At 51.3% G+C, this 17,747-nt stretch carries 14 protein-coding genes and 1 riboswitch; of the genes, 3 read left to right on the top strand and 11 right to left on the bottom strand.

Annotation, left to right across the window (positions count from 1 at the left end):
• Positions 1–136: 136 nt before the first annotated feature.
• The 10 genes from ACTHRH_RS24165 to ACTHRH_RS24120 all read right to left on the bottom strand — a co-directional run bounded on the left by ACTHRH_RS24165 (position 137) and on the right by ACTHRH_RS24120 (position 12,270).
• Complete coding sequence (locus ACTHRH_RS24165; protein WP_379291765.1) at positions 137–922, bottom strand: energy-coupling factor transporter transmembrane component T family protein; 786 nt, start codon at positions 920–922, stop codon at positions 137–139.
• A complete protein-coding gene (locus tag ACTHRH_RS24160; RefSeq protein WP_440417988.1) occupies positions 903–2,696 on the bottom strand; it encodes an ABC transporter ATP-binding protein in 1,794 nt (597 codons plus the stop codon). Before ACTHRH_RS24160 ends, ACTHRH_RS24165 begins: the two co-directional genes overlap by 20 nt.
• The gene (locus ACTHRH_RS24155; RefSeq protein ID WP_144937366.1) at positions 2,680–3,270 is read right to left on the bottom strand and encodes an ECF transporter S component; all 591 of its coding nucleotides are present in this window, start codon (positions 3,268–3,270) and stop codon (positions 2,680–2,682) included. Before ACTHRH_RS24155 ends, ACTHRH_RS24160 begins: the two co-directional genes overlap by 17 nt.
• 14 nt (positions 3,271–3,284) lie before the next feature.
• Positions 3,285–3,887: a YkoF family thiamine/hydroxymethylpyrimidine-binding protein gene (locus ACTHRH_RS24150; RefSeq protein ID WP_144937369.1), complete on the bottom strand. Its 603-nt coding sequence runs from the start codon at positions 3,885–3,887 to the stop codon at positions 3,285–3,287.
• Between the two features lie 87 nt (positions 3,888–3,974).
• A riboswitch (TPP riboswitch) is annotated at positions 3,975–4,076 on the bottom strand.
• A 166-nt stretch (positions 4,077–4,242) separates the two neighbouring features.
• Positions 4,243–5,880, bottom strand: a complete 1,638-nt coding sequence (locus ACTHRH_RS24145; protein ID WP_186328352.1) for an extracellular solute-binding protein — start codon at positions 5,878–5,880, stop codon at positions 4,243–4,245.
• Positions 5,881–5,946: 66 nt separating this feature from the next.
• Complete coding sequence (locus ACTHRH_RS24140; RefSeq protein WP_144937375.1) at positions 5,947–6,834, bottom strand: carbohydrate ABC transporter permease; 888 nt, start codon at positions 6,832–6,834, stop codon at positions 5,947–5,949.
• A 12-nt stretch (positions 6,835–6,846) separates the two neighbouring features.
• Entirely contained in the window at positions 6,847–7,812 is a 966-nt protein-coding gene (locus ACTHRH_RS24135) for an ABC transporter permease (protein WP_144937378.1), read from the bottom strand.
• 301 nt (positions 7,813–8,113) lie between these two features.
• On the bottom strand, positions 8,114–9,727 hold the full coding sequence (locus ACTHRH_RS24130; protein WP_186328354.1) for a response regulator transcription factor: 1,614 nt from the start codon (positions 9,725–9,727) through the stop codon (positions 8,114–8,116).
• A 62-nt stretch (positions 9,728–9,789) separates the two neighbouring features.
• A complete protein-coding gene (locus tag ACTHRH_RS24125) occupies positions 9,790–11,523 on the bottom strand; it encodes a histidine kinase (protein WP_440417984.1) in 1,734 nt (577 codons plus the stop codon).
• Positions 11,524–11,715: 192 nt separating this feature from the next.
• The gene (locus ACTHRH_RS24120) at positions 11,716–12,270 is read right to left on the bottom strand and encodes a helix-turn-helix domain-containing protein (protein WP_144937433.1); all 555 of its coding nucleotides are present in this window, start codon (positions 12,268–12,270) and stop codon (positions 11,716–11,718) included.
• Positions 12,271–12,574: 304 nt separating this feature from the next.
• Here ACTHRH_RS24120 and pdxR point away from each other — a divergent pair, with 304 nt between their 5' ends.
• Both pdxR and ACTHRH_RS24110 read left to right on the top strand, forming a co-directional pair.
• Positions 12,575–13,960 (top strand): MocR-like pyridoxine biosynthesis transcription factor PdxR, encoded by a 1,386-nt coding sequence (pdxR, locus tag ACTHRH_RS24115; RefSeq protein WP_440417982.1) that lies wholly within the window; start codon positions 12,575–12,577, stop codon positions 13,958–13,960.
• A gap of 245 nt (positions 13,961–14,205) precedes the next feature.
• A complete protein-coding gene (locus ACTHRH_RS24110) occupies positions 14,206–14,973 on the top strand; it encodes an HAD-IIB family hydrolase (RefSeq protein WP_379291752.1) in 768 nt (255 codons plus the stop codon).
• Between the two features lie 24 nt (positions 14,974–14,997).
• Here the strand turns inward: ACTHRH_RS24110 and ACTHRH_RS24105 are convergent, their stop codons facing one another.
• Positions 14,998–15,924: a thermonuclease family protein gene (locus ACTHRH_RS24105; protein WP_379291750.1), complete on the bottom strand. Its 927-nt coding sequence runs from the start codon at positions 15,922–15,924 to the stop codon at positions 14,998–15,000.
• A gap of 254 nt (positions 15,925–16,178) precedes the next feature.
• On the opposite strand from ACTHRH_RS24105, the gene ACTHRH_RS24100 reads away from it, so the two are divergent.
• A complete protein-coding gene (locus ACTHRH_RS24100; protein ID WP_313960585.1) occupies positions 16,179–17,363 on the top strand; it encodes a MalY/PatB family protein in 1,185 nt (394 codons plus the stop codon).
• The last annotated feature ends 384 nt before the right edge of the window (positions 17,364–17,747 follow it).

The following is a 17,747-nucleotide window of genomic DNA, read 5'->3' as shown; positions in this document are numbered from 1 at the left end:
AAAAAAAGCCGCCCCCATCCAGAGAGGATGAAAGCGGCCGCGGGGAATCCACGCATCGGTCATTGCATCAATCATTGCATCGATCAACGCACTTCGGCCATTATATCGCCATAGCATCACCCATGACACCGGTCGTTTACAATTGCCCGGCGTACCACTGCAGCAAACCGAGCCTCCAGGAAATATAGAAGGAAAGCAGCAGGACGGCAAGCATACTCCCCAGGAACATCCAATCCCGGGGCTGCACCTTAACCTTCTGATAGAAGGTCCGGTCGCGTGAACCGGTAAACCCTTTGGATTCCATCGCTACGGCTGTTCTCTCCGCCTTGCGTATGGCGCTGGCCAACAGAGGGATGACGTAACGGCGGATTTGCTTCAGCTTCCCACGAAACCCTCCGCTTCGGTTGATCCCCCTTACTCGATGGGCATTTTGCAATATTTGCAGCTCCTCCCTGAACAGAGGAAGGAAGCGATAGCCCGCCATAATGCTGTAGGCCAGCTTGGGGGACAGCTTGAACTGCTGCATCAGACTAAGCATCAAGCGGGTGGAATCGGTCGTGAAGACGAACATCAGAGACAGGGCTGCGAAGCTTAGCATCCGTGCGGCCAACGAAGCTCCGCGAATCAAGGCCTCTTGGGTAACCTCCAGCCATCCCAACCGCAGAAGTATCGTCTCAGTTCCTCCCTCCGGCACCTTGGCAAATAGTATCGCCGTCCAAATATAGCCCAAAGCAACGATCAGGAAGGGAGAGAAGAACAGCAGCCACTTCTTGGCCGGGACCCGGCCGAATATAAAAGTGATCCCGATCGTCCAGGACAAAAAGAGGAGAGGAGTAAGGGGATCGAACACGAGAGCAAGCAAACAGACGCAAAGCAGAACGGCAGCCACCTTGATCCCCGGATTAATGCTCTGTAATACCATAAGGCAGCCTCTCCTGATCGGTAAGATGAACTTGCTCACCGAGCACCTTCCATACGGAAACCGGTATCGGCAGCAAGAGCCGGGCCTCCTCCAGCAGATCGGAGGAATAGTCCCACAGCTCAAACGGCGTGCCCGCAAAACGAAGACGGCCGGCTATCAACACGGCAACCCGGTCCGCATACTGCCGCACCAGCTCCATGTCATGAGTAATCATGACAACCGATTTGCCCTGTTCCTTCAACTGAACCAACAGATTCATAAGCTGCCCTGCCGTGTATGCGTCCTGACCGAAGGTCGGCTCGTCCAGCACCAGTATCCTCTGCTCGTCGGCGAGCATGGAGGCCACGCTGAGCCTTCTCTTCTGCCCCTGGCTGAGGGCAAACGGGTTCTCTTCGGCCAACTCCGCCAAACGAAACATACGCAGCGACTCTTGTACCCGCTCGCTAATTTCCCGCTCCGGCATTCCTTGAATCCGCAGGCTTAAGGCCACCTCTTCAAATACCGATGAGGTGACGAACTGGTGCTCGGGATTCTGGAATACAAGCCCGACTTGCCGGCGCAGTTCTCTCTCGTTCCAAGAAGATAAGGGACGACCATAGAGCGCAATCTCCCCTTGAGAAGGACCGGATAAAATCCCTGCCAATGCATGAGATAGGGTCGTTTTCCCAGCACCGTTAGGTCCTACAATGGCGAGCAGTTCGCCCGGATAAAGCTCCAGGCTCAGTTCCTGCAGAACAGGCTTGTCTTTGCGGGAATAGGAAAATTGATTTAGCGTCATAAGAGGGGACTTCGCAGCAAGAGCTTGCTCCTGCCCACATCGGGGCGGTACGGCCCCGCTGGCTGCCGGGTCCCCCTCCACCCCGGCATCCGGACAGCGAAGCGCAGCCGCCAATTCCGCCCATCCCCGGTAGGGCTCCTGAATTCCCGCCAGCAGCTCCCGCTCCGTCAGCGGATCATGACTGCCGGCATAGATGCCTTGAGCCCGCCAATCCTTCCCCATCCTGTAGGCCGTCGGCCACCATATCCCTTCCTCCCGGCTCCATTCTTCATGCCTGTGGAAGAAATCCCTCAATCCTCCCTGGTACACCAGCTTCCCCCGGCGATCCATCGCCACAGCCCGATTGGCGACCGTCATCCAGTCATCCAGCTTATGCTCGATAATTACGAGCGTCAATGAGCTTCTCTTCCGCAAACGGTCTATCATGCAGACGAATTCCCGGGTCGACAGCGGATCCAGATTGGCCGTCGGCTCATCCAGAATGAGGACGCCGGGCTCCATAGCCAGAACGCATGCCAGGGCCAGCTTCTGCTTCATTCCGCCGGAGAGCTGATGGAGCTTGGACCTTCTGTATTCCGCAAGCCCTGTCCAATTCAGTGCCCGGTCGATTCGCGCGTCCATCTCCTCCGGAGGGACCGCCAGGTTTTCCAGGCCGAAGGCCACCTCATCCTCGACAGTCACCATACAGAACTGACTCTCCGGATCCTGGAAGACCATTCCGATGCAGCGGCTAATTTCCGAACGGCTGTAAGAGCTTATTTCCCGGCCCTGCAGCAGAATTGTTCCGTCAGAATGACCATCCACCGCCTCCGGATACAGGCCGTTCATACAGTAAGCGAGCGTGCTCTTGCCCGAGCCGCTCGGCCCCAGCAGAAGAACCGCATCGTTCTCCGCTACTTCGAAGCTGACGTTATCGATGACCGGAGCCGACTCTTCATCGTAAGCAAACGTCCACCGGCGCACCTCCAGCAGACGGGAGTTAGCCTGCAATGTCATGATGCTCTCTCTTTCTTGCGGATTTGGCAATGGCAAAGCCTCTCAGCACCCCGGTCTTGGCCAGGCCGTCCGCCACCCCTTTGCCCAACAGGCCGGCCAGAACAGCCCCGCTGATGAGGCGAAGAATGAACATGGCCGTGACGTATCCCGGGTGAAGAGCCGCATAGCCCGAGACGAAGAAGCCCCACACGAAGCTGAACACCGCCGAGCCCATTCCCGCGCAGACCAGCACCCAGGTCGAATAGCGCTGCCAGCCGGTAGCGGCAAATACAGCCTCCGCCCCGAGCCCCTGAATCATCCCCGACAGCAGCAGTCTGGGGCCGGCCACATTGCCCATCAGCAGCTCGATGGCTGCGGTAATCGTCTCGGACACGAAAGCCGCCCCCGGTTTGCGGATAATGTAAGCGGCGATGATGGATACAATGAACCAGATGCCGAAGATAAACTCGTAGCCAATCGGGCCCATCAGGCCGACCAAGACATTGCCGAATTGTAGGAAAGCCAGATAGACTACGGCAAAAACGACCGATAACGCGGCAAGCACTACCACCTCGCGAAGCTTCCAGCGCTTCATTACGGCAGCCCCCTCTACACTCTGTCCGGCTTCCTGGAAGGGCTGTTCGCAGAAAGCACGGCCGTCATGGTCACATGGGAAGCGAGCTTGCTCGCATTCACGAACGATTCTTCCAAAGAGGCAAACACTTCATGGGCATCCCCGTCCAATCGGCTCGCATAGTGAACACCGCCGCTGAAGGTTCCTCGCGCTTTGGCCCGTTCGATTTGGTCATAAATGATTTTCATATAGTCGGGGTTCCCGAGAGGATACAGGGCGAACTGGCAAGCCGTCTCGACCGAATGCTGCCGCAAACCGGCCTCATTCATCCTCTCCTCATCCTCAGACAAATAGACGTCTCCTTCACTATCGCCCGGACAGCCTATAGAGAAGGTCCCGTTCCATACGACATGCAACTCGGAGACAGCAGTCTGAATGTAAACCGCCTTGGCCACATCGAAGACATGCTCGGCCTTCCCCCGAATGCAGGTGCTGATATCATCCGTGCTCATCCATACTTTAGATCGATCCACCTTCTCCAACACGCCCATAATGATTTCTACGAACCGGTCCGACATGGGATAAAGAGAGAACCGGCAGCCGACGATCCGACTGGCTCCACAACCTGTCTGTTCCATTTGCGAACACCCTCCATGTAAATGGTTTTGAGCAAATAAAAAAACTGCACCCGGGCAAGATGCAGTTTAAACACAAGGCTAAAATAACGTTGTGCAGCTACACTTCCCCACGCTAGCATTACCTAGATCGGGTCCAAAGGGATCGGACAGCGTCCGTCTCAGCCGATTACGGCACCCCTAGTGCATTTGAATGAATATGCAGTTTTTTCATTGCTTGAGTCTTATCGTAGTGGAGTGCTTCCGGTTTGTCAATTGGCCCATCGGGCCTATTTCGGTGAAACGCAGCATTCCCCCGCTATTGCAGGGGAATGCTCATTTAGCCCGATGCTGAGAGCTCATACTTACGTTATTGGGGTTATTTCACAGCGTCAAACCCGCCGCCTTCGCGAATTTGTTTCGTGTAGTTTTCGAAAATTTCTCTTCCCTTATGCTTGGTCATCAGCTCCTCCAAATACTCGGGCCACTTGTCGGCCGGCAGATCGCCGAAGACGATTTTCGCATGAGTCGAGTTCATTTCCTTCCGGTAATCGGCAATATTGATGCCGGCCGGCGGTGTCACATAAGGTCCTCCAGTGTAAGGAACCGATTTATAGCTGAGCAATTCTTCCACGATAGCGCGGTCCCGTTCCGTTTCTTTCGGATTGATGATTTCCAGTCCGATTGGACTAGTATCGGAAACCCGGGTGAAGAAATCGTAAATCTGCAGGAATTTACCGTTCTCTTCGTTGATCTTTTGGATGACGTCCGGTTTTAACGTGACCTTGTTGCCTTCTCTCGTATAGGACTCGTTCTCCAGGCCGTAATGCGTCAGCAGGAAACCTTCCGGACTGGCCAGATAATCGAGGATGGCCATCATTCTTTTCACCTTATCCGGTTCTTGCTCGGCCAGCTGCTTGGGAACAACAAAGCCGAAGGAGCCTTGCGGATCCGTCTTGATCCCTTTGGCATCAGGGAAAGGATTGAACGGAACGATATCCGCTTCCGGATTGATTTGTCTTGCCCGGCTCACCGCGCTCGTCTCCACACTCTCCAGCGCAAAATCGCGGCCACCGGCTTTAACGATTCCCGCCTTGCCTTCGATGATCTTATTGAGATGCTCCGACCCCTTATTCAAGAACCAGTTGGGATCGACAATACCTTCCGCAATAGTATCTTTGATTTCCTGCAGTACCTTGACCGTATCCGGGTGGGAACCGGCGTCCACCAGCTTTCCTTCGTCAATATACATGGAGGCGTAGAAGCCGTTCTTGACCCAATGAGGCCAATCGAATCCGACATTGGCCCCATTGCCGGAAGTGGTGAAGCCGTAGGTGTCATTTTTGCCGTTCCCGTCGGGATCGTTAAAAGTAAATTGCCGCATCGCTTCCAGCATTTCCTCATAATTGGTCGGCACCGGAAGGCCTAATTTATCCAGCCAATCCTTACGAATATACCAAGCGCTGTACGCTGTAAGATCAAATGGAGTCGGCGCCCGCAGGCCGTCGTCTACCCCTTCAATCGTATAATAGCCTTTGAATTCGTTATCGCTAATCCATTTATAGTAATTGGGCATCGCCTCTTTAGTCATGAATGGGCGCAGATCGGCCACCAGACCGTCTTTGGCGTAGGTTTGGGAATCCCTCCCGCCGACGACTGCCAAATCCGGCGGAGTATTGGAGGCGAACCTTACATTGACTTTATTGGTCGAGTCCGGTCCGGCCGCCATATGGGTGATTTTCAGATTGACATTAAATTTCTCATCGATCGTTTTCTTGACGAAATCTTTATCTTCACTTGGAAGCGACCCTCCCGTACCGGTTGGGACAAAAAACTCAATATCATACTTTTTCCCCATATCATCCGTCTTGGGTGCCTCCGAAGGCTGTGTGGATGCAGAGGCATCCGGTGACGGGTTGGCCGCCGGTGCCGGTTCCGACTTGCCGCACCCGGTAAGCACAAGCATAGCCCCCATAATAATGGATAAAGATCCTCCTGCTATTGGTTTAATGCGCATTGGACTTCCCCTTTCCATGTTTTTTTAAAATGGCTTTTTAGCTATTGCATATCGTAGTAGCCTTCATCAACCTTTGATCGCTCCCAGCATAACCCCCTTCGTGAAATACTTCTGGACAAACGGATAAACAAATAATATAGGCAACGTCGTAGCTACGACCATAGCCATCCGAATGGAGAATGGAGGAAGCTCGGCCTCCAAGCCCTGAACCTGGCTCATCATTTCCACGCTCATATTGGGCTGCTGCAGCATATCCCGCAAGATGACCTGAAGAGGATACAGCTTATCGTTCGTAATGAACATGATCCCTGCGAAAAATTCGTTCCAGTGGGCTACCGCATAGAACAATCCAATCGTCGCAATGATGGCCTTGGACAGCGGCAGTACGACCCAGAACAGCGTCTGCAAATCGTTGCAGCCATCGATCTTGGCCGCCTCCTGAATTTCAATCGACATATTCTCGAAGAATGTCTTGGCAATCAGCAGGTTGAAGGTCGCTATCAGGCTGGGAATGATGAGCGCCCAGATAGAGTCTAGCAAACCGAATTCCTTAACCACCAGATAATTCGGGATCAGCCCTCCGTTAAAAACCATCGTAAATACGATCAGGAACAGGCACAGCTTGCGCCCGGGCATCTGCTTGCGTGACAGCGGATAGGCCAGAAGCAAGGTAAAAACCAGGTTAAGGAAGGTCCCGAGGACCGTAATCAAAGTCGTTATTTTCAGCGATTGCGGCAATCTCGGACTCTCGAATATGGCACGATAGGCGCTGAACGTCACTTCCGACGGGAAGAGAACGAAGCCTCCGTTGCGAATCGTCTCCTTAAGCGGTGTAATGGACATGATGACGACATAATACATCGGAAACAGAGTCGCCAAGCCGATCAAGGTCAGGATGGTGTAGAACAAAGCGTCGATTAGCCGGTCTCCCGTTGTTTTGATCTGTGTGTTCATGAAGCTTCCCTCCTACCAAATGCCGGAATCGCCGAACTTCTTGGCAATTTTATTGGCGCTGAGCACCAGTATAAGGCCTACGAATGATTTGAAGAACCCGACCGCAGCCGCGAAGCTGAACTGCATCTCCTCCAGCCCCCGCCGGAAAACCCAGGTGTCGATAATATCCCCTACCTCGTAAACTCTCGCGTTCAGGAAGATGTAGATCTGGCCGAAGCCGGCGTCCAGAATGCCTCCCAGTCGAATAATCAGAAGGAGTACGATGACGCTTCGGATTCCCGGCAGGGTGACGTGCCATATCTTGCGCCAGCGGCCCGCTCCATCAACTACCGCCGCTTCATACAGACTCGGATCGATGGAGGATAGCGACGCCAGGTAAATAATCGCCCCGAAGCCGACTTCTTTCCATATCTCGGTAATATACAGAATGGGCCGGAACCAGCTCTTGGAGGTGAGGAAATCGACCGGTTCTTTGCCTAGAAATTTCAAAAACTCGTTAATCAAGCCATCCGCCGGAGCCAGAAACGCTAACGCAAGCCCATAAATGATAACCCAGGATAAAAAGTGAGGCATATATGAGATGGTCTGAATGGTCCGCTTGAACCACCTGGAACCGATTTCATTTAAAATAAGAGCAAGCATTATGTCGGGGACCATGCCCAATATAATTTTGAATACGCTGATCACCAACGTGTTGCGAAGCAGAAGATAGAAATCTGCGCTTTGGAAAATCTCCTCGAAATGCTTGAAGCCCACCCATGGACTGTCAAACACACCCTTCATGATGTTGTAATCCTTGAATGCTATGATCAGGCCGAACATGGGCAAATATTTAAAGCATAGGTAGTAAAGCATGCCGGGAATCAGCATCAAATACATCCACTTGTATTCTTTGATGGTTCGGACGAATCTCGTCCGCCACGTCTTTTTCTTGTTCGAAGCTGGCGCCAGGTCTTTTTTCAAAGTAATATCCGCCATTCTCTCACTCCCACTTTCTCTTTGTAAAGCGCTTACAATTTTGGTCTGACTTAATTATAGCTTCGTGACTCCACCCTCCTCTACGGGAAAAATTTTATAACCTGTGTAAAAATTATATATATATGACTGAGCAATCTGTCGCCGCTTTGTCTACTCTGAGAATGCTCAAAGAAACGATCAGGATACCGCTTGGAAGCTAAGTAAACAGGGACAGCCATGCAGCGGACAATGGAGGCAGAAAAAATGGGAGAACCCCAAGCAATCTTAGGATTCTCCCCTCAAGCGTCATTCAGCCACGAAGCTAAATGGACTTCTTATATTCGGTTGGCGTCACTCCGACCATGTTTTTGAACATTTTACAAAAATACCGGTAATCCGTTATGCCTACCGTCTGGGCCACCTCGTAAATTTTCATGTCGGTCCGCTCCAGCAGTTCCTTAGCCTTATGCAGCCGCACCCGGCTGATGTAGTCGGTCAAATATTCGCCCGTCTCCTGTTTAAAAAGCTGTCCGACATAAGCCGGGTTGAGATTGACGGCCTTGGCCAAATCAGCCATACTCCAGTTCTTGCCATATTGTTCCGATACCATCTGGCAGATGGCCTGGATTTCCCTGCGCACCTTCCGGTTCTCCCCCTGCAGCCCGTAGATGACCGCCAGCCGCTCCTTAACTTGCTGCCACCACCAGCCGTACTGCTCCCAGGAAACAATCAATTCCAACTGCAGCTTCAAATCATGCATGTCCGCTTCGCTGCCTTCCATGACGGTATCGAGAACCGCTTCCGCTACACCTAACAGAAAATTCGGCGAATAGGGCGGATTGCGCAGTTGTGTTAACTGCTGCACATGCTCGGCGAATGTCTGCCAGTTGCGGGCATGCAGGGAGCGGGTCAGTTCGGCAATGATTTCAAGCCGCCCCACCTTCCCCGGTTCATAGAAGGAACCTGTGTCCGGACCCGACATGACGCTCAGACCGGTATAGAAATGTTCCTGAATCCGGGCCAGTGCCTCTCTGACCAACTTCGAAAACTGCTCCGGTTCGGTTGTTATCGGGCCGACGTATACAAAGCAGTCTGTGCCTAATCTTTGCTTGAACAGGGACAGCCGGTTATGAACGAACTCATTAAGCTTGCATTGGAAAAAGGCATAGCCCCGGTGAACGGGACAAGTAAGCATGATAAACAATTGGCAGCGTTTATACGGAAAGACGGCGGCCTGAATATCCGGTTCCCCGGACATCCCTTCCCATTGCTCGATCGCCTGGCCGGTCTGCTTTTGCCTTTGATCCAGCGTTTCTTCAAGCGTATGTGCCTCGCAGGCCTGTTCCGCACTTACGGAATAGCCGTCCCAGCCGAAGGACAGAACGGCATAGTATCGGCCGTTTAAAGCGATGGCCCCGTTAAGATGACGCAGGAGCTCGCTGCCGGCCGCACTTCCCTCCAGCAGACGTTGAACCAGTTGCCGTCTGGCGGACCACTCCTTTTCGCTATACTCTGCTTTAAGGAAGTGAATATGCTCCTCCTGGTCCCGTTCCTGCTTGATTTCTTCCGCGACTTGGGTACAGGCTTGAAGAATCTCTTCTTTAGACAGTCCCATCTTGAGCAAATAATTTTTGGCTCCGAGCACCAATGCCTTCTGAGCATAGGCAAATTCATCGTGCGCGGTTAAGAATATGACCTTCACCTTCGGCCATCGGTCCCGGACATACTTCGCAAATTCCAGTCCGTCCATGACCGGCATCGTTATATCTGTCAATACGATGTGAGGAAGCTCCCGCTCCATCATCTCGATGGCTTCCCGCCCGTTCTGGGCCGCTCCCAACCAGATAAAGCCGGCATCCTCCCAAGGAATTCTCCGTTCAAAATGCTCTCTGACAAAATGCTCGTCGTCCACGACCATCGTTTTCAGCTTTTCCATAGAAGGCCCCCCTGAATGCGATGTCCACATCTTTTCGACTTGGCTGATGTTCTGTCGCAAGATCAGCTTATGCTCGGAAACGGCAGCCGAATTTTGACCAGCAGCCCTTCCTCCTCATCATTTTCAATGCTCAACCCGTATTCGTACCCGTAATACAGCTGAATTCTCTCCTGGATATTGCGAATGCCCAGATTGTTCAGCCCTTTGAAGGTCGAGCGGGTCTCCTGCTTCTTGAACAAATCCCTAATGGCATCCTCTTTCATTCCCGGGCCGGTATCGCTCACTTCCAGAAGCAATTGGCCCGCATCCGATTCCGCCGAAGAAATAATGATATGGTTGCGGTGATTCGGCTTGCTCAGCCCATAGAAAATGCTGTTCTCTACCAGAGTGATCAAGGTTAGCTTCGGGATCGTCGCTTGAGCCGCAATGGAATCCGGAATGACGATGTCCAGATCAAATACAGGACCGTACCGAAGCTTCATCAGCTCCGCATAATTATGCAGCTGCCTGACCTCCTCCTCCAGAGGGACGACATCCCCTACCTTATCGATGGAATATTTCAACAAGCCCATTAATGCCTGAATCAAAGGTCCGATCTCGCGGGAACGCTCGGTTTCGCTCAGCCAGTAGAACGCGTTTAAGGTGTTGTACAAAAAATGAGGCTGGATTTGCGACTGCAGTACTTTCATTTCCTGCACCCGTTTTCTTTCTTCGGCCTCTTTCAAATTGTTGAACAGGTCGTTCAGGTTCAGCATCATTTTGTTAAAATGCGTGGCAATCAAGCCAAATTCGTCATTGCGCTTGATTTCGATGCGCGTATCCAATCGGCCCAGTGAACCGGCATTCATCTGGCGGATGATCGTTCGGATCGGCTTCTTGATATAGGCGGCCAAGCGATAAGATATGATAAGCGAGATGGTGATCCAAATAAGCAAAATGAGCAAAAACTGTTTTTGCAATGAAGTTAACAGCGGATAGGCCTTGGCTTCGTTAACGACCGAGAACACGATCCAATCCCATCGGTTGTTGTCGCTTCTTAAAATTTTGAAATCGCCCTGCGGTGTATGGATCGTATTAAAGTCCTTCCCTTTTTCAATCAGTGTTTCCCCCAGAATCCGCACCATCTCGTCCCGCTGCAGTTTTTGCGAGTAATGGTCTATAGGAGTGTTGGAGGCGACAAACTTCCCGCTTCTGGAGAAAATATAAATCGTTTTGTCCGTAGGCCGGGATTCCCCCAAGCTGGCGAACGATTCCACATTCAGTTCCAGGGCAACCGTTATCGTTCTCGTTTTGTCGGAGGAGCGGAAAGATTTGGCTACCGTCACCGCCCGCCCGAATCCGGAGTCGAAAGGATCACTCCACCAGAAGCCCCACTGCGACGCCTGCTTGTCAACCTCCTCCAGCCATTGACGTGGAATGGAATGTTTATACAGCTCCGGCGATATCGCCAGCAGCTCCCCCTGCTCAATAACATAAGCCGCATTAATATCGTTGGAATACAAGGTGATGAAATTATTCATCAATAGCATGTAATTTTCACGGCTCAGTGACTCAAAAATATCGACATTGGAAAAGTAAAGCAGTTGGGACTGGATATTCAACATGTACCATTTCAAATAGTCTTCTACATGCACGACTGAAGACTGCAGCGATTTCTCCTGATTTTCCTTTATCAATACATAAACCGTAGAGTAGGCAAACACCCCGATCATGATTAAACCGGACAGCACCGACAGGAAAGCGATCAGAAACATCTTGTTGCCGATGCTTGTAAAAAGGCGTCTTCTAGTAAACATATCCTCAGCCTCGTTCCTCGATAAAGGATATTGGTAACGCTTCCATTCCAAACTAAACAACATCCTCATCCAATATACGGGAACTTGCTTATTCCAATTATATTGGAGTGAGGCTTGCGCATTCTACTGGGAAAATTTATAAATTTCGTGTAAAAATTATAGATTTTCCAAAACGATAAATGTCCGGACCAGCTATTCACTGCCTTCCGCGTCCGGACCCGGCTCCGGAAAGACGATCGTTGTCACCAACCGTTGACGCCGCTCCGGCGTCGGCTCATTCTCTGCCGCCTGAAGCATCAGCTCCCGAATTCTGTGAAGCAATTCCAGATTCTCCTGGTCGGATAAATAGAGCGGCATCTGTCTGTAAATGACGCCATCTTGAAACAGATCGAAGGACGGATGGCGTACATAGCGTGCGTAATCCCCGATAATTTGGGCCATAAAATTAATAAAATAGGACAAATGATCCTCCGGACCGGCTTGCTTCAGTTCTTCCACCGACATGCCTTCCGCATGCTCCGGAAGCATGTAGACTCTCTCCAATGTGCCGCGATTGGGGCGTTCTTCCGCAATGACCAGCAATTCCGCCTCCTGCAGCTTCTTGAGATGCCGGTATAGGGTAGCCGGAGGCACGTCCGGCATTCTCTCGTTTAATTGTTGGGCGGTTAACTGCTCTCCATCGGCCAGGCACTGAATAATTCTCATACGGATCGGATGGAGAACGACCTCCGCTTTGTTTTCCGCCATAATTCCTGTTCCCTCTCTCTCATCAAACGGTCATACTGAGGATAGCATCCGTCAGTCCGACCGGCAACCTGTTATTATATAATATATAATGGAGCATACCATATCATCTCCCATCGCGCGCGGTGCTTGTACGGGAAATGAATTGGCTCCACGACTATTATCAAAATTGATATCGCTCTAATTCAAGGCAAGTGGCGTGAATTTCCAGACATCCAATTTTATTATCGTATATAGTAATATTATTATATTTGATAATATAATACAATACACTGAATCTATTTAAAAGTTTATCGAGGTGAGAGCGGTGACCGATCATGCTATCCACTTGCAGTCAGAGAACGGACCACTATTTTACCAAATCTACGACTATTTTAAGACGGAGATAGACGAGGGCCATCTCGCTCCGGGGGTTCTGCTACCTTCCATCAGAAAATGCGCGAAATCGCTGGGGGTTAGCAAAAATACGGTAGAGGTCGCCTACCAGCTTCTCCAGTCCGAAGGTTACGTGGACAACATTCCCCGCAAAGGTTATAAGGTGTTGGAAAGAAGCTTGACGGCCGCTCCCTCTGCTCTTCCGGAGATTGCTCAGTGGGATTCTGCGCATCCGATCGTCTACGACTTCCGATACGGGAACTGCAAGCTGAGCGACTTCCCTTTCGCCAACTGGAACAGGCTCCGCAATGAGCTTATCCACGGCTGCATGGACGAATACAGCGTAGTGGGCGACTCCCAGGGTGAAGCTGTGTTAAGGCAGGAAATCCTCCATCTTCTGCATTCCTCCAGAGGAATCGCCGCCACGCCGGAGCAAATCGTTATCGGTGCGACACCGCAGCAGCTGGTGACGCTGATCTGCCAAATTCTGAACCGGGACACTTCGATAATAGCGGTAGAAAATCCGGGATATGACGGCTCCCGCAATACTTTTATCAACTATGGATTTACCGTCAAAGGGATCCCTCTCACGGACAATGGGATGGAGATGGAGGACCTCCGCAGCAGCTCGGCCAATATTGCCTATGTCAGCCCTTCCCAACAGTTTATCCATAAGATGGTTATGCCTCTGTCCAAGAGAAGGGAGCTCGTCCAGTGGCTGCAGAAAGCGAGCTATCTGATCGAGGATGATTACGAGTGGGAATTCAAATATGACGAACACCCTATCCCTTCCATCCACAGCTTGGATTCTACGGGCAAAGTTCTTTATCTCGGCTCGATTCCCAAAGCGCTGCTTCCCGTCTTTAATCTCGGTTACATGGTGCTTCCGCCTTCCCTGGTACCCGTTTTTAAAGAACGGATGCCGGAATATGATCAGCCGGTTTCGGTTATCGATCAGTTAACCTTCGGCCAATTTCTGCAAACCGGATATTGGTTCCGGCACGTGCAGAGAATGAGGAAGAACTATGCCCGCAAGAGAGAACTGTTCTTCCAGGCCGTCACCGAATATATGGGCCATCATGTCGTCATGAGAGGAAAGGATTCCGGGCTGCATCTTTTTCTGACCGTCAGGACGGAACGTTCGGAAGAAGAGCTGATCGACGCGGCATTGCGGGCCGGGATCAGAGTTTACGAAACCTCCCGGTACTGGTTCCGGGATCCTGCCTCGTACCCCACCGTACTCCTTGGATATGGGGCCATGGAGGAAAAACAGATTAAAGACGGGATCCAAAGGCTGGCAAAAGCTTGGTTTTCTTAAAAGCCTTGTCCCGGTGAGCCCGGATGAAACTGTCCCTTTTCAACTTCTCGCATGACAGGCTATGATTTCCTTAGCCGCTCTTCACATGACGGCACACTGCTTATACGTAGTTGATTACTAAATTTTATACCTGCGCCTAGGGAGGTCGTTACAAACCAAGTCTTGCGAATTGCAAGCGGAAGCCTCCCTTAAAGAGCCATTGCCGTCATTCGTGAGGATATTATTGAAAGGGAGACTAAACTGCCATGAATTTTGTATTCGATATAGATGGTACCATCTGCTTCCATGGAAAGCCTGTGTCACGCGGTATTCTGGATGCCCTCTGCGAGCTGGAACGACAAGGTCACTTCATTGCCTTTGCCTCTGCCCGGCACAGCCGCGATATTCTTCCGGTTCTCGACGAAAGGTTTCATCATCACCTGCTGATCGGAGGAAACGGGGCCGTCACTTATTACGAAGGCAAGCTGATCCGGGCTTGTCCTATTCCCGGTCCGCTCTTTCAGCGCATCACTCAATTGCTGGATCGCTTCCAGGCCTCCTACTTGATCGACACCGAATGGGATTATGCTTATAAAGGAGCGGAGGATCATTCCTTCTTGTCCAGGGTCGATCCTCTGAAGCAAGCAAACCGCATTCGCCTGGATGAGGTCCGGCAGCCGGTCAAAATATTGGTTACGGAAAGCGCCGATCCGCAGCGGCTGAAAGAAGAAGTGAAGGCTCTGGACATTAACCTTCACAATCATTCGTTAGAAGAAGTGCTCGATATTACCAATTGCGGCGTAGACAAGTGGAATGCCGTCGCAGCTTTCGGCCTGTCGTCCGGCAGCACCGTTTGCTTCGGCAACGATACGAACGATCTTCCGTTGTTCCGTCAGGCGGCCCGCTCGGTGCTGGTAGGCAATCATCCCCTGCTTGCCGGCGTGGCCACCGATCAATTAGACATCGATGAACAATTTGAGAGCAAGCTGAGGGATAAGCTTACCGAGCTTGCCGCCGGGGCCGACAAGAATTAACGAGCAAGCGAATGTGCTTGCTCGTCATCTTTTTGATTTTCGATATCCGGCGGCGACAGCCTCTTCTTCCGTACAAAACATTTCCTCCGCCTTGGTCTTTTCGTAAAATTGGCCGCCCGGAACATGATAGATCCAATCTCCTGAGGAGCTATGGTTACCTTTAATGGTCGGCTCTTCACAGGCCGCAGCCGGCTCCCCGGCGGCGACAGCGGAAGAAGACTCTTCTTCCTTGACTGGCTCCTCAGCTTTGGTCTGATCTGAGGATTTAGGCGGTTTAGCGGATGGGGATGGCTCGGGGGATTTCCCGGCTGTGCCCTGACCGTCGGCCTCGCCCTGCTCCGCCTTGGCAGCAGCCTTCTGATTAAACCCGTCTTCCAGGGCATAATTTTCAATAGACCAGATGCCGATGCCCTTCTCCTGAGCCTGCTTTTGAATTTCTCTGAACCGGTCGACATGCTTCACATTAGGCGGATAGACGTAAGCGACACGGGCCAGCCCTTTCTCAAGCAGCATTTCATTAAACATTTGATCGTCCACCCACAGATAAGCAAGCAGCCTGCCGTATTTATCCCTTTCCGATACGTCCATTTCCAACTGAACTTCCTTATCCGTCAGCGTATCTTTGGCAAACTGGGACGCTTCGGGACCGAAAGGCTCGACCGGTTTGTTCGGATGAACGGTTTCCGGCGTATCGACCAGCAAGAGACGAACCTTCTCCTGCTTGCCGTCAATACTGACTTCTACGGTATCCCCGTCCACTACCCGAACAATTTGCGCAGGAATCCGGCGGGCTTGGTCCTCATCCCCTTCTTGGGCAAGGGAGCCCGATCCGGTTTGGCTCTCAACACCTGTCGATGCCTGTGTTCCTTGAAGGGACGGCCCTTTCGCACAGCCGGTCAGAATGGCCAGACTGCCCCACATGATCATGCAAAACAAGATCCATTTTCTCATGCATTGTCTCTCTCCATATGTACAATATATATAACTCCAATTTTCCATCATATCTATATTTGTACATGATTACCAAACATATATTTCCATCCTCTGATAGCTTTGGAACAATCCCTTTGAATAAAGGATTCGTTCCTTTATAATATTCAATGAATCACCATCGAGTGTTTTCTGGAAAAATCGATATTTCAATCGTTTATTTGGAATATTTATATCAAATATAATTGACCCACTGAAAAACAAGGAGGACGAGCATGGTGAAATACAATTTCGATCAAGTGATTAACCGGATCGGTACGGCTTGCAGCAAATGGGACGAGGCGGAGAAGCTGTTCGGATATCCGGACATCCTTCCGATGTGGGTGGCCGACATGGATTTCGAATCCCCGCCGGAGGTTAAAGAGGCTCTGATCCGCAGGGCGGAGCACGGCGTCTATGGCTATACCATCCGTCCTCAATCTTACTACGATGCAATTATCGGCTGGCAGCAGCGGCGCCACGGCTGGAGCCTGAAGCAGGACTGGATCTGCAGCAGCCCGGGAGTAGTGACATCGCTTGGCATGCTGATTGAAGTCCTGACCCGGCCCGGGGACCGCATTATGCTTCAGGTGCCGATCTATCCCCCGTTCTACGATATTATTACGCTGAATGACCGCGTCATCGTCCGCAATCCGCTGAAGATAGAAGACGGAAGCTACAAGATGGATTTCGAGCTTATGGAGCGTCAGATGGCGGAGGAACAGGTCAAAATGCTGCTTCTGTGCAACCCGCACAATCCGGTCGGCCGCGTCTGGACCAAGGAGGAGCTTCATACTTTAGGGCAGCTATGTTTGAAATACAATGTTATCGTATTGTCTGATGAAGTCCATGGCGACATTATTTATCGCGGACACCGACATACTCCTTTTGCCTCGCTTTCCGAGGCGTTTGCGCAGCAATCCGTGACCTGTATCGCCCCCAGCAAGACCTTCAACATTGCCGGGTTACAATCCTCCAGCGCGATTATTCCGAATCCGGAATGGCGCAGACTATTTAAGCGCAAGCAAAGATCGCTGGCGCTCCAATCGGAAAATTATTTCGCCGTTGCGGCCGTCGAATGCTGCTACAACTACGGCGAAGCCTGGCTCGATCAGCTTCTGGAGTATTTGGCAGAAAACGTGGAGACGGTTCTCAGGTATGTAGAGAAGGAGCTCCCCGAAATTAAAGCCTATCGTCCCGAAGGAACCTACCTCGTCTGGCTGGACTGCCGGAACATCTCGCCGCAAGCCTCTGTATTGAAGGATCTTATGTTCCGGCAAGCCCGGGTAGCCTTCAGCGAAGGCTCCGGATTCGGTGCGGAAGGCGAGGGCTATCTGCGCGTCAATATCGCCTGCCCCCGCTCTCTGCTGCTGGAGGGGCTGGAGCGCTTCACACGTGCCGTACGTGGACGTACAAATTAAAATCCCGCGAAGTGAAGCATAACCTTCGGAGTGTATTCCAGGTACTTTGCGGGGAGCCTGGAACTTAAGACTTAACTTTCGCAGAGCGAAAAGGTTTGATTTGACTGGTCTACTCGCAGTAACGAGGATTTAACTGTATTTTATATAGGTAAATTCAAGCGAATGGTGGAAACGATTAAAGTAAATGGAAAATATGTAGGTAGATTTAAGGAAAAAGTAAAGGGAAAAACTACATTTAAATTGAGGATTTTCGGTGATAACGCCTTTTTTACACAAACTAGCTGTATTTTCTCCACGGCCCCCTAATGAAACTGGAGTCCTACCCTACAATATATTATTGTATTTCTTAGGGAGGCGACCAGCATGAGACGATCCAATAAATTG

Source organism: Paenibacillus sp. SAFN-117, from assembly GCF_051966115.1.
Taxonomy (GTDB): domain Bacteria; phylum Bacillota; class Bacilli; order Paenibacillales; family NBRC-103111; genus Paenibacillus_L; species Paenibacillus_L residui.
The sequence above is the reverse complement of the archived record's forward strand: the minus strand, read 5'-3'. Positions and strand labels throughout refer to the sequence as shown.

Excerpts from the sequence above, each read along its gene's own strand:
- ACTHRH_RS24110 (WP_379291752.1), top strand. The coding sequence starts at position 14,206 with ATGAATTTTGTATTCGATATAGATGGTACCATCTGCTTCCATGGAAAG.
- ACTHRH_RS24105 (WP_379291750.1), bottom strand. The coding sequence starts at position 15,924 with ATGAGAAAATGGATCTTGTTTTGCATGATCATGTGGGGCAGTCTGGCC.
- ACTHRH_RS24140 (WP_144937375.1), bottom strand. The coding sequence starts at position 6,834 with ATGAACACACAGATCAAAACAACGGGAGACCGGCTAATCGACGCTTTG.
- ACTHRH_RS24125 (WP_440417984.1), bottom strand. The coding sequence starts at position 11,523 with ATGTTTACTAGAAGACGCCTTTTTACAAGCATCGGCAACAAGATGTTT.
- ACTHRH_RS24130 (WP_186328354.1), bottom strand. The coding sequence starts at position 9,727 with ATGGAAAAGCTGAAAACGATGGTCGTGGACGACGAGCATTTTGTCAGA.
- ACTHRH_RS24160 (WP_440417988.1), bottom strand. The coding sequence starts at position 2,696 with ATGACATTGCAGGCTAACTCCCGTCTGCTGGAGGTGCGCCGGTGGACG.
- ACTHRH_RS24120 (WP_144937433.1), bottom strand. The coding sequence starts at position 12,270 with ATGGCGGAAAACAAAGCGGAGGTCGTTCTCCATCCGATCCGTATGAGA.
- ACTHRH_RS24150 (WP_144937369.1), bottom strand. The coding sequence starts at position 3,887 with ATGGAACAGACAGGTTGTGGAGCCAGTCGGATCGTCGGCTGCCGGTTC.
- ACTHRH_RS24100 (WP_313960585.1), top strand. The coding sequence starts at position 16,179 with ATGGTGAAATACAATTTCGATCAAGTGATTAACCGGATCGGTACGGCT.
- ACTHRH_RS24135 (WP_144937378.1), bottom strand. The coding sequence starts at position 7,812 with ATGGCGGATATTACTTTGAAAAAAGACCTGGCGCCAGCTTCGAACAAG.
- ACTHRH_RS24165 (WP_379291765.1), bottom strand. The coding sequence starts at position 922 with ATGGTATTACAGAGCATTAATCCGGGGATCAAGGTGGCTGCCGTTCTG.
- ACTHRH_RS24145 (WP_186328352.1), bottom strand. The coding sequence starts at position 5,880 with ATGCGCATTAAACCAATAGCAGGAGGATCTTTATCCATTATTATGGGG.
- ACTHRH_RS24155 (WP_144937366.1), bottom strand. The coding sequence starts at position 3,270 with ATGAAGCGCTGGAAGCTTCGCGAGGTGGTAGTGCTTGCCGCGTTATCG.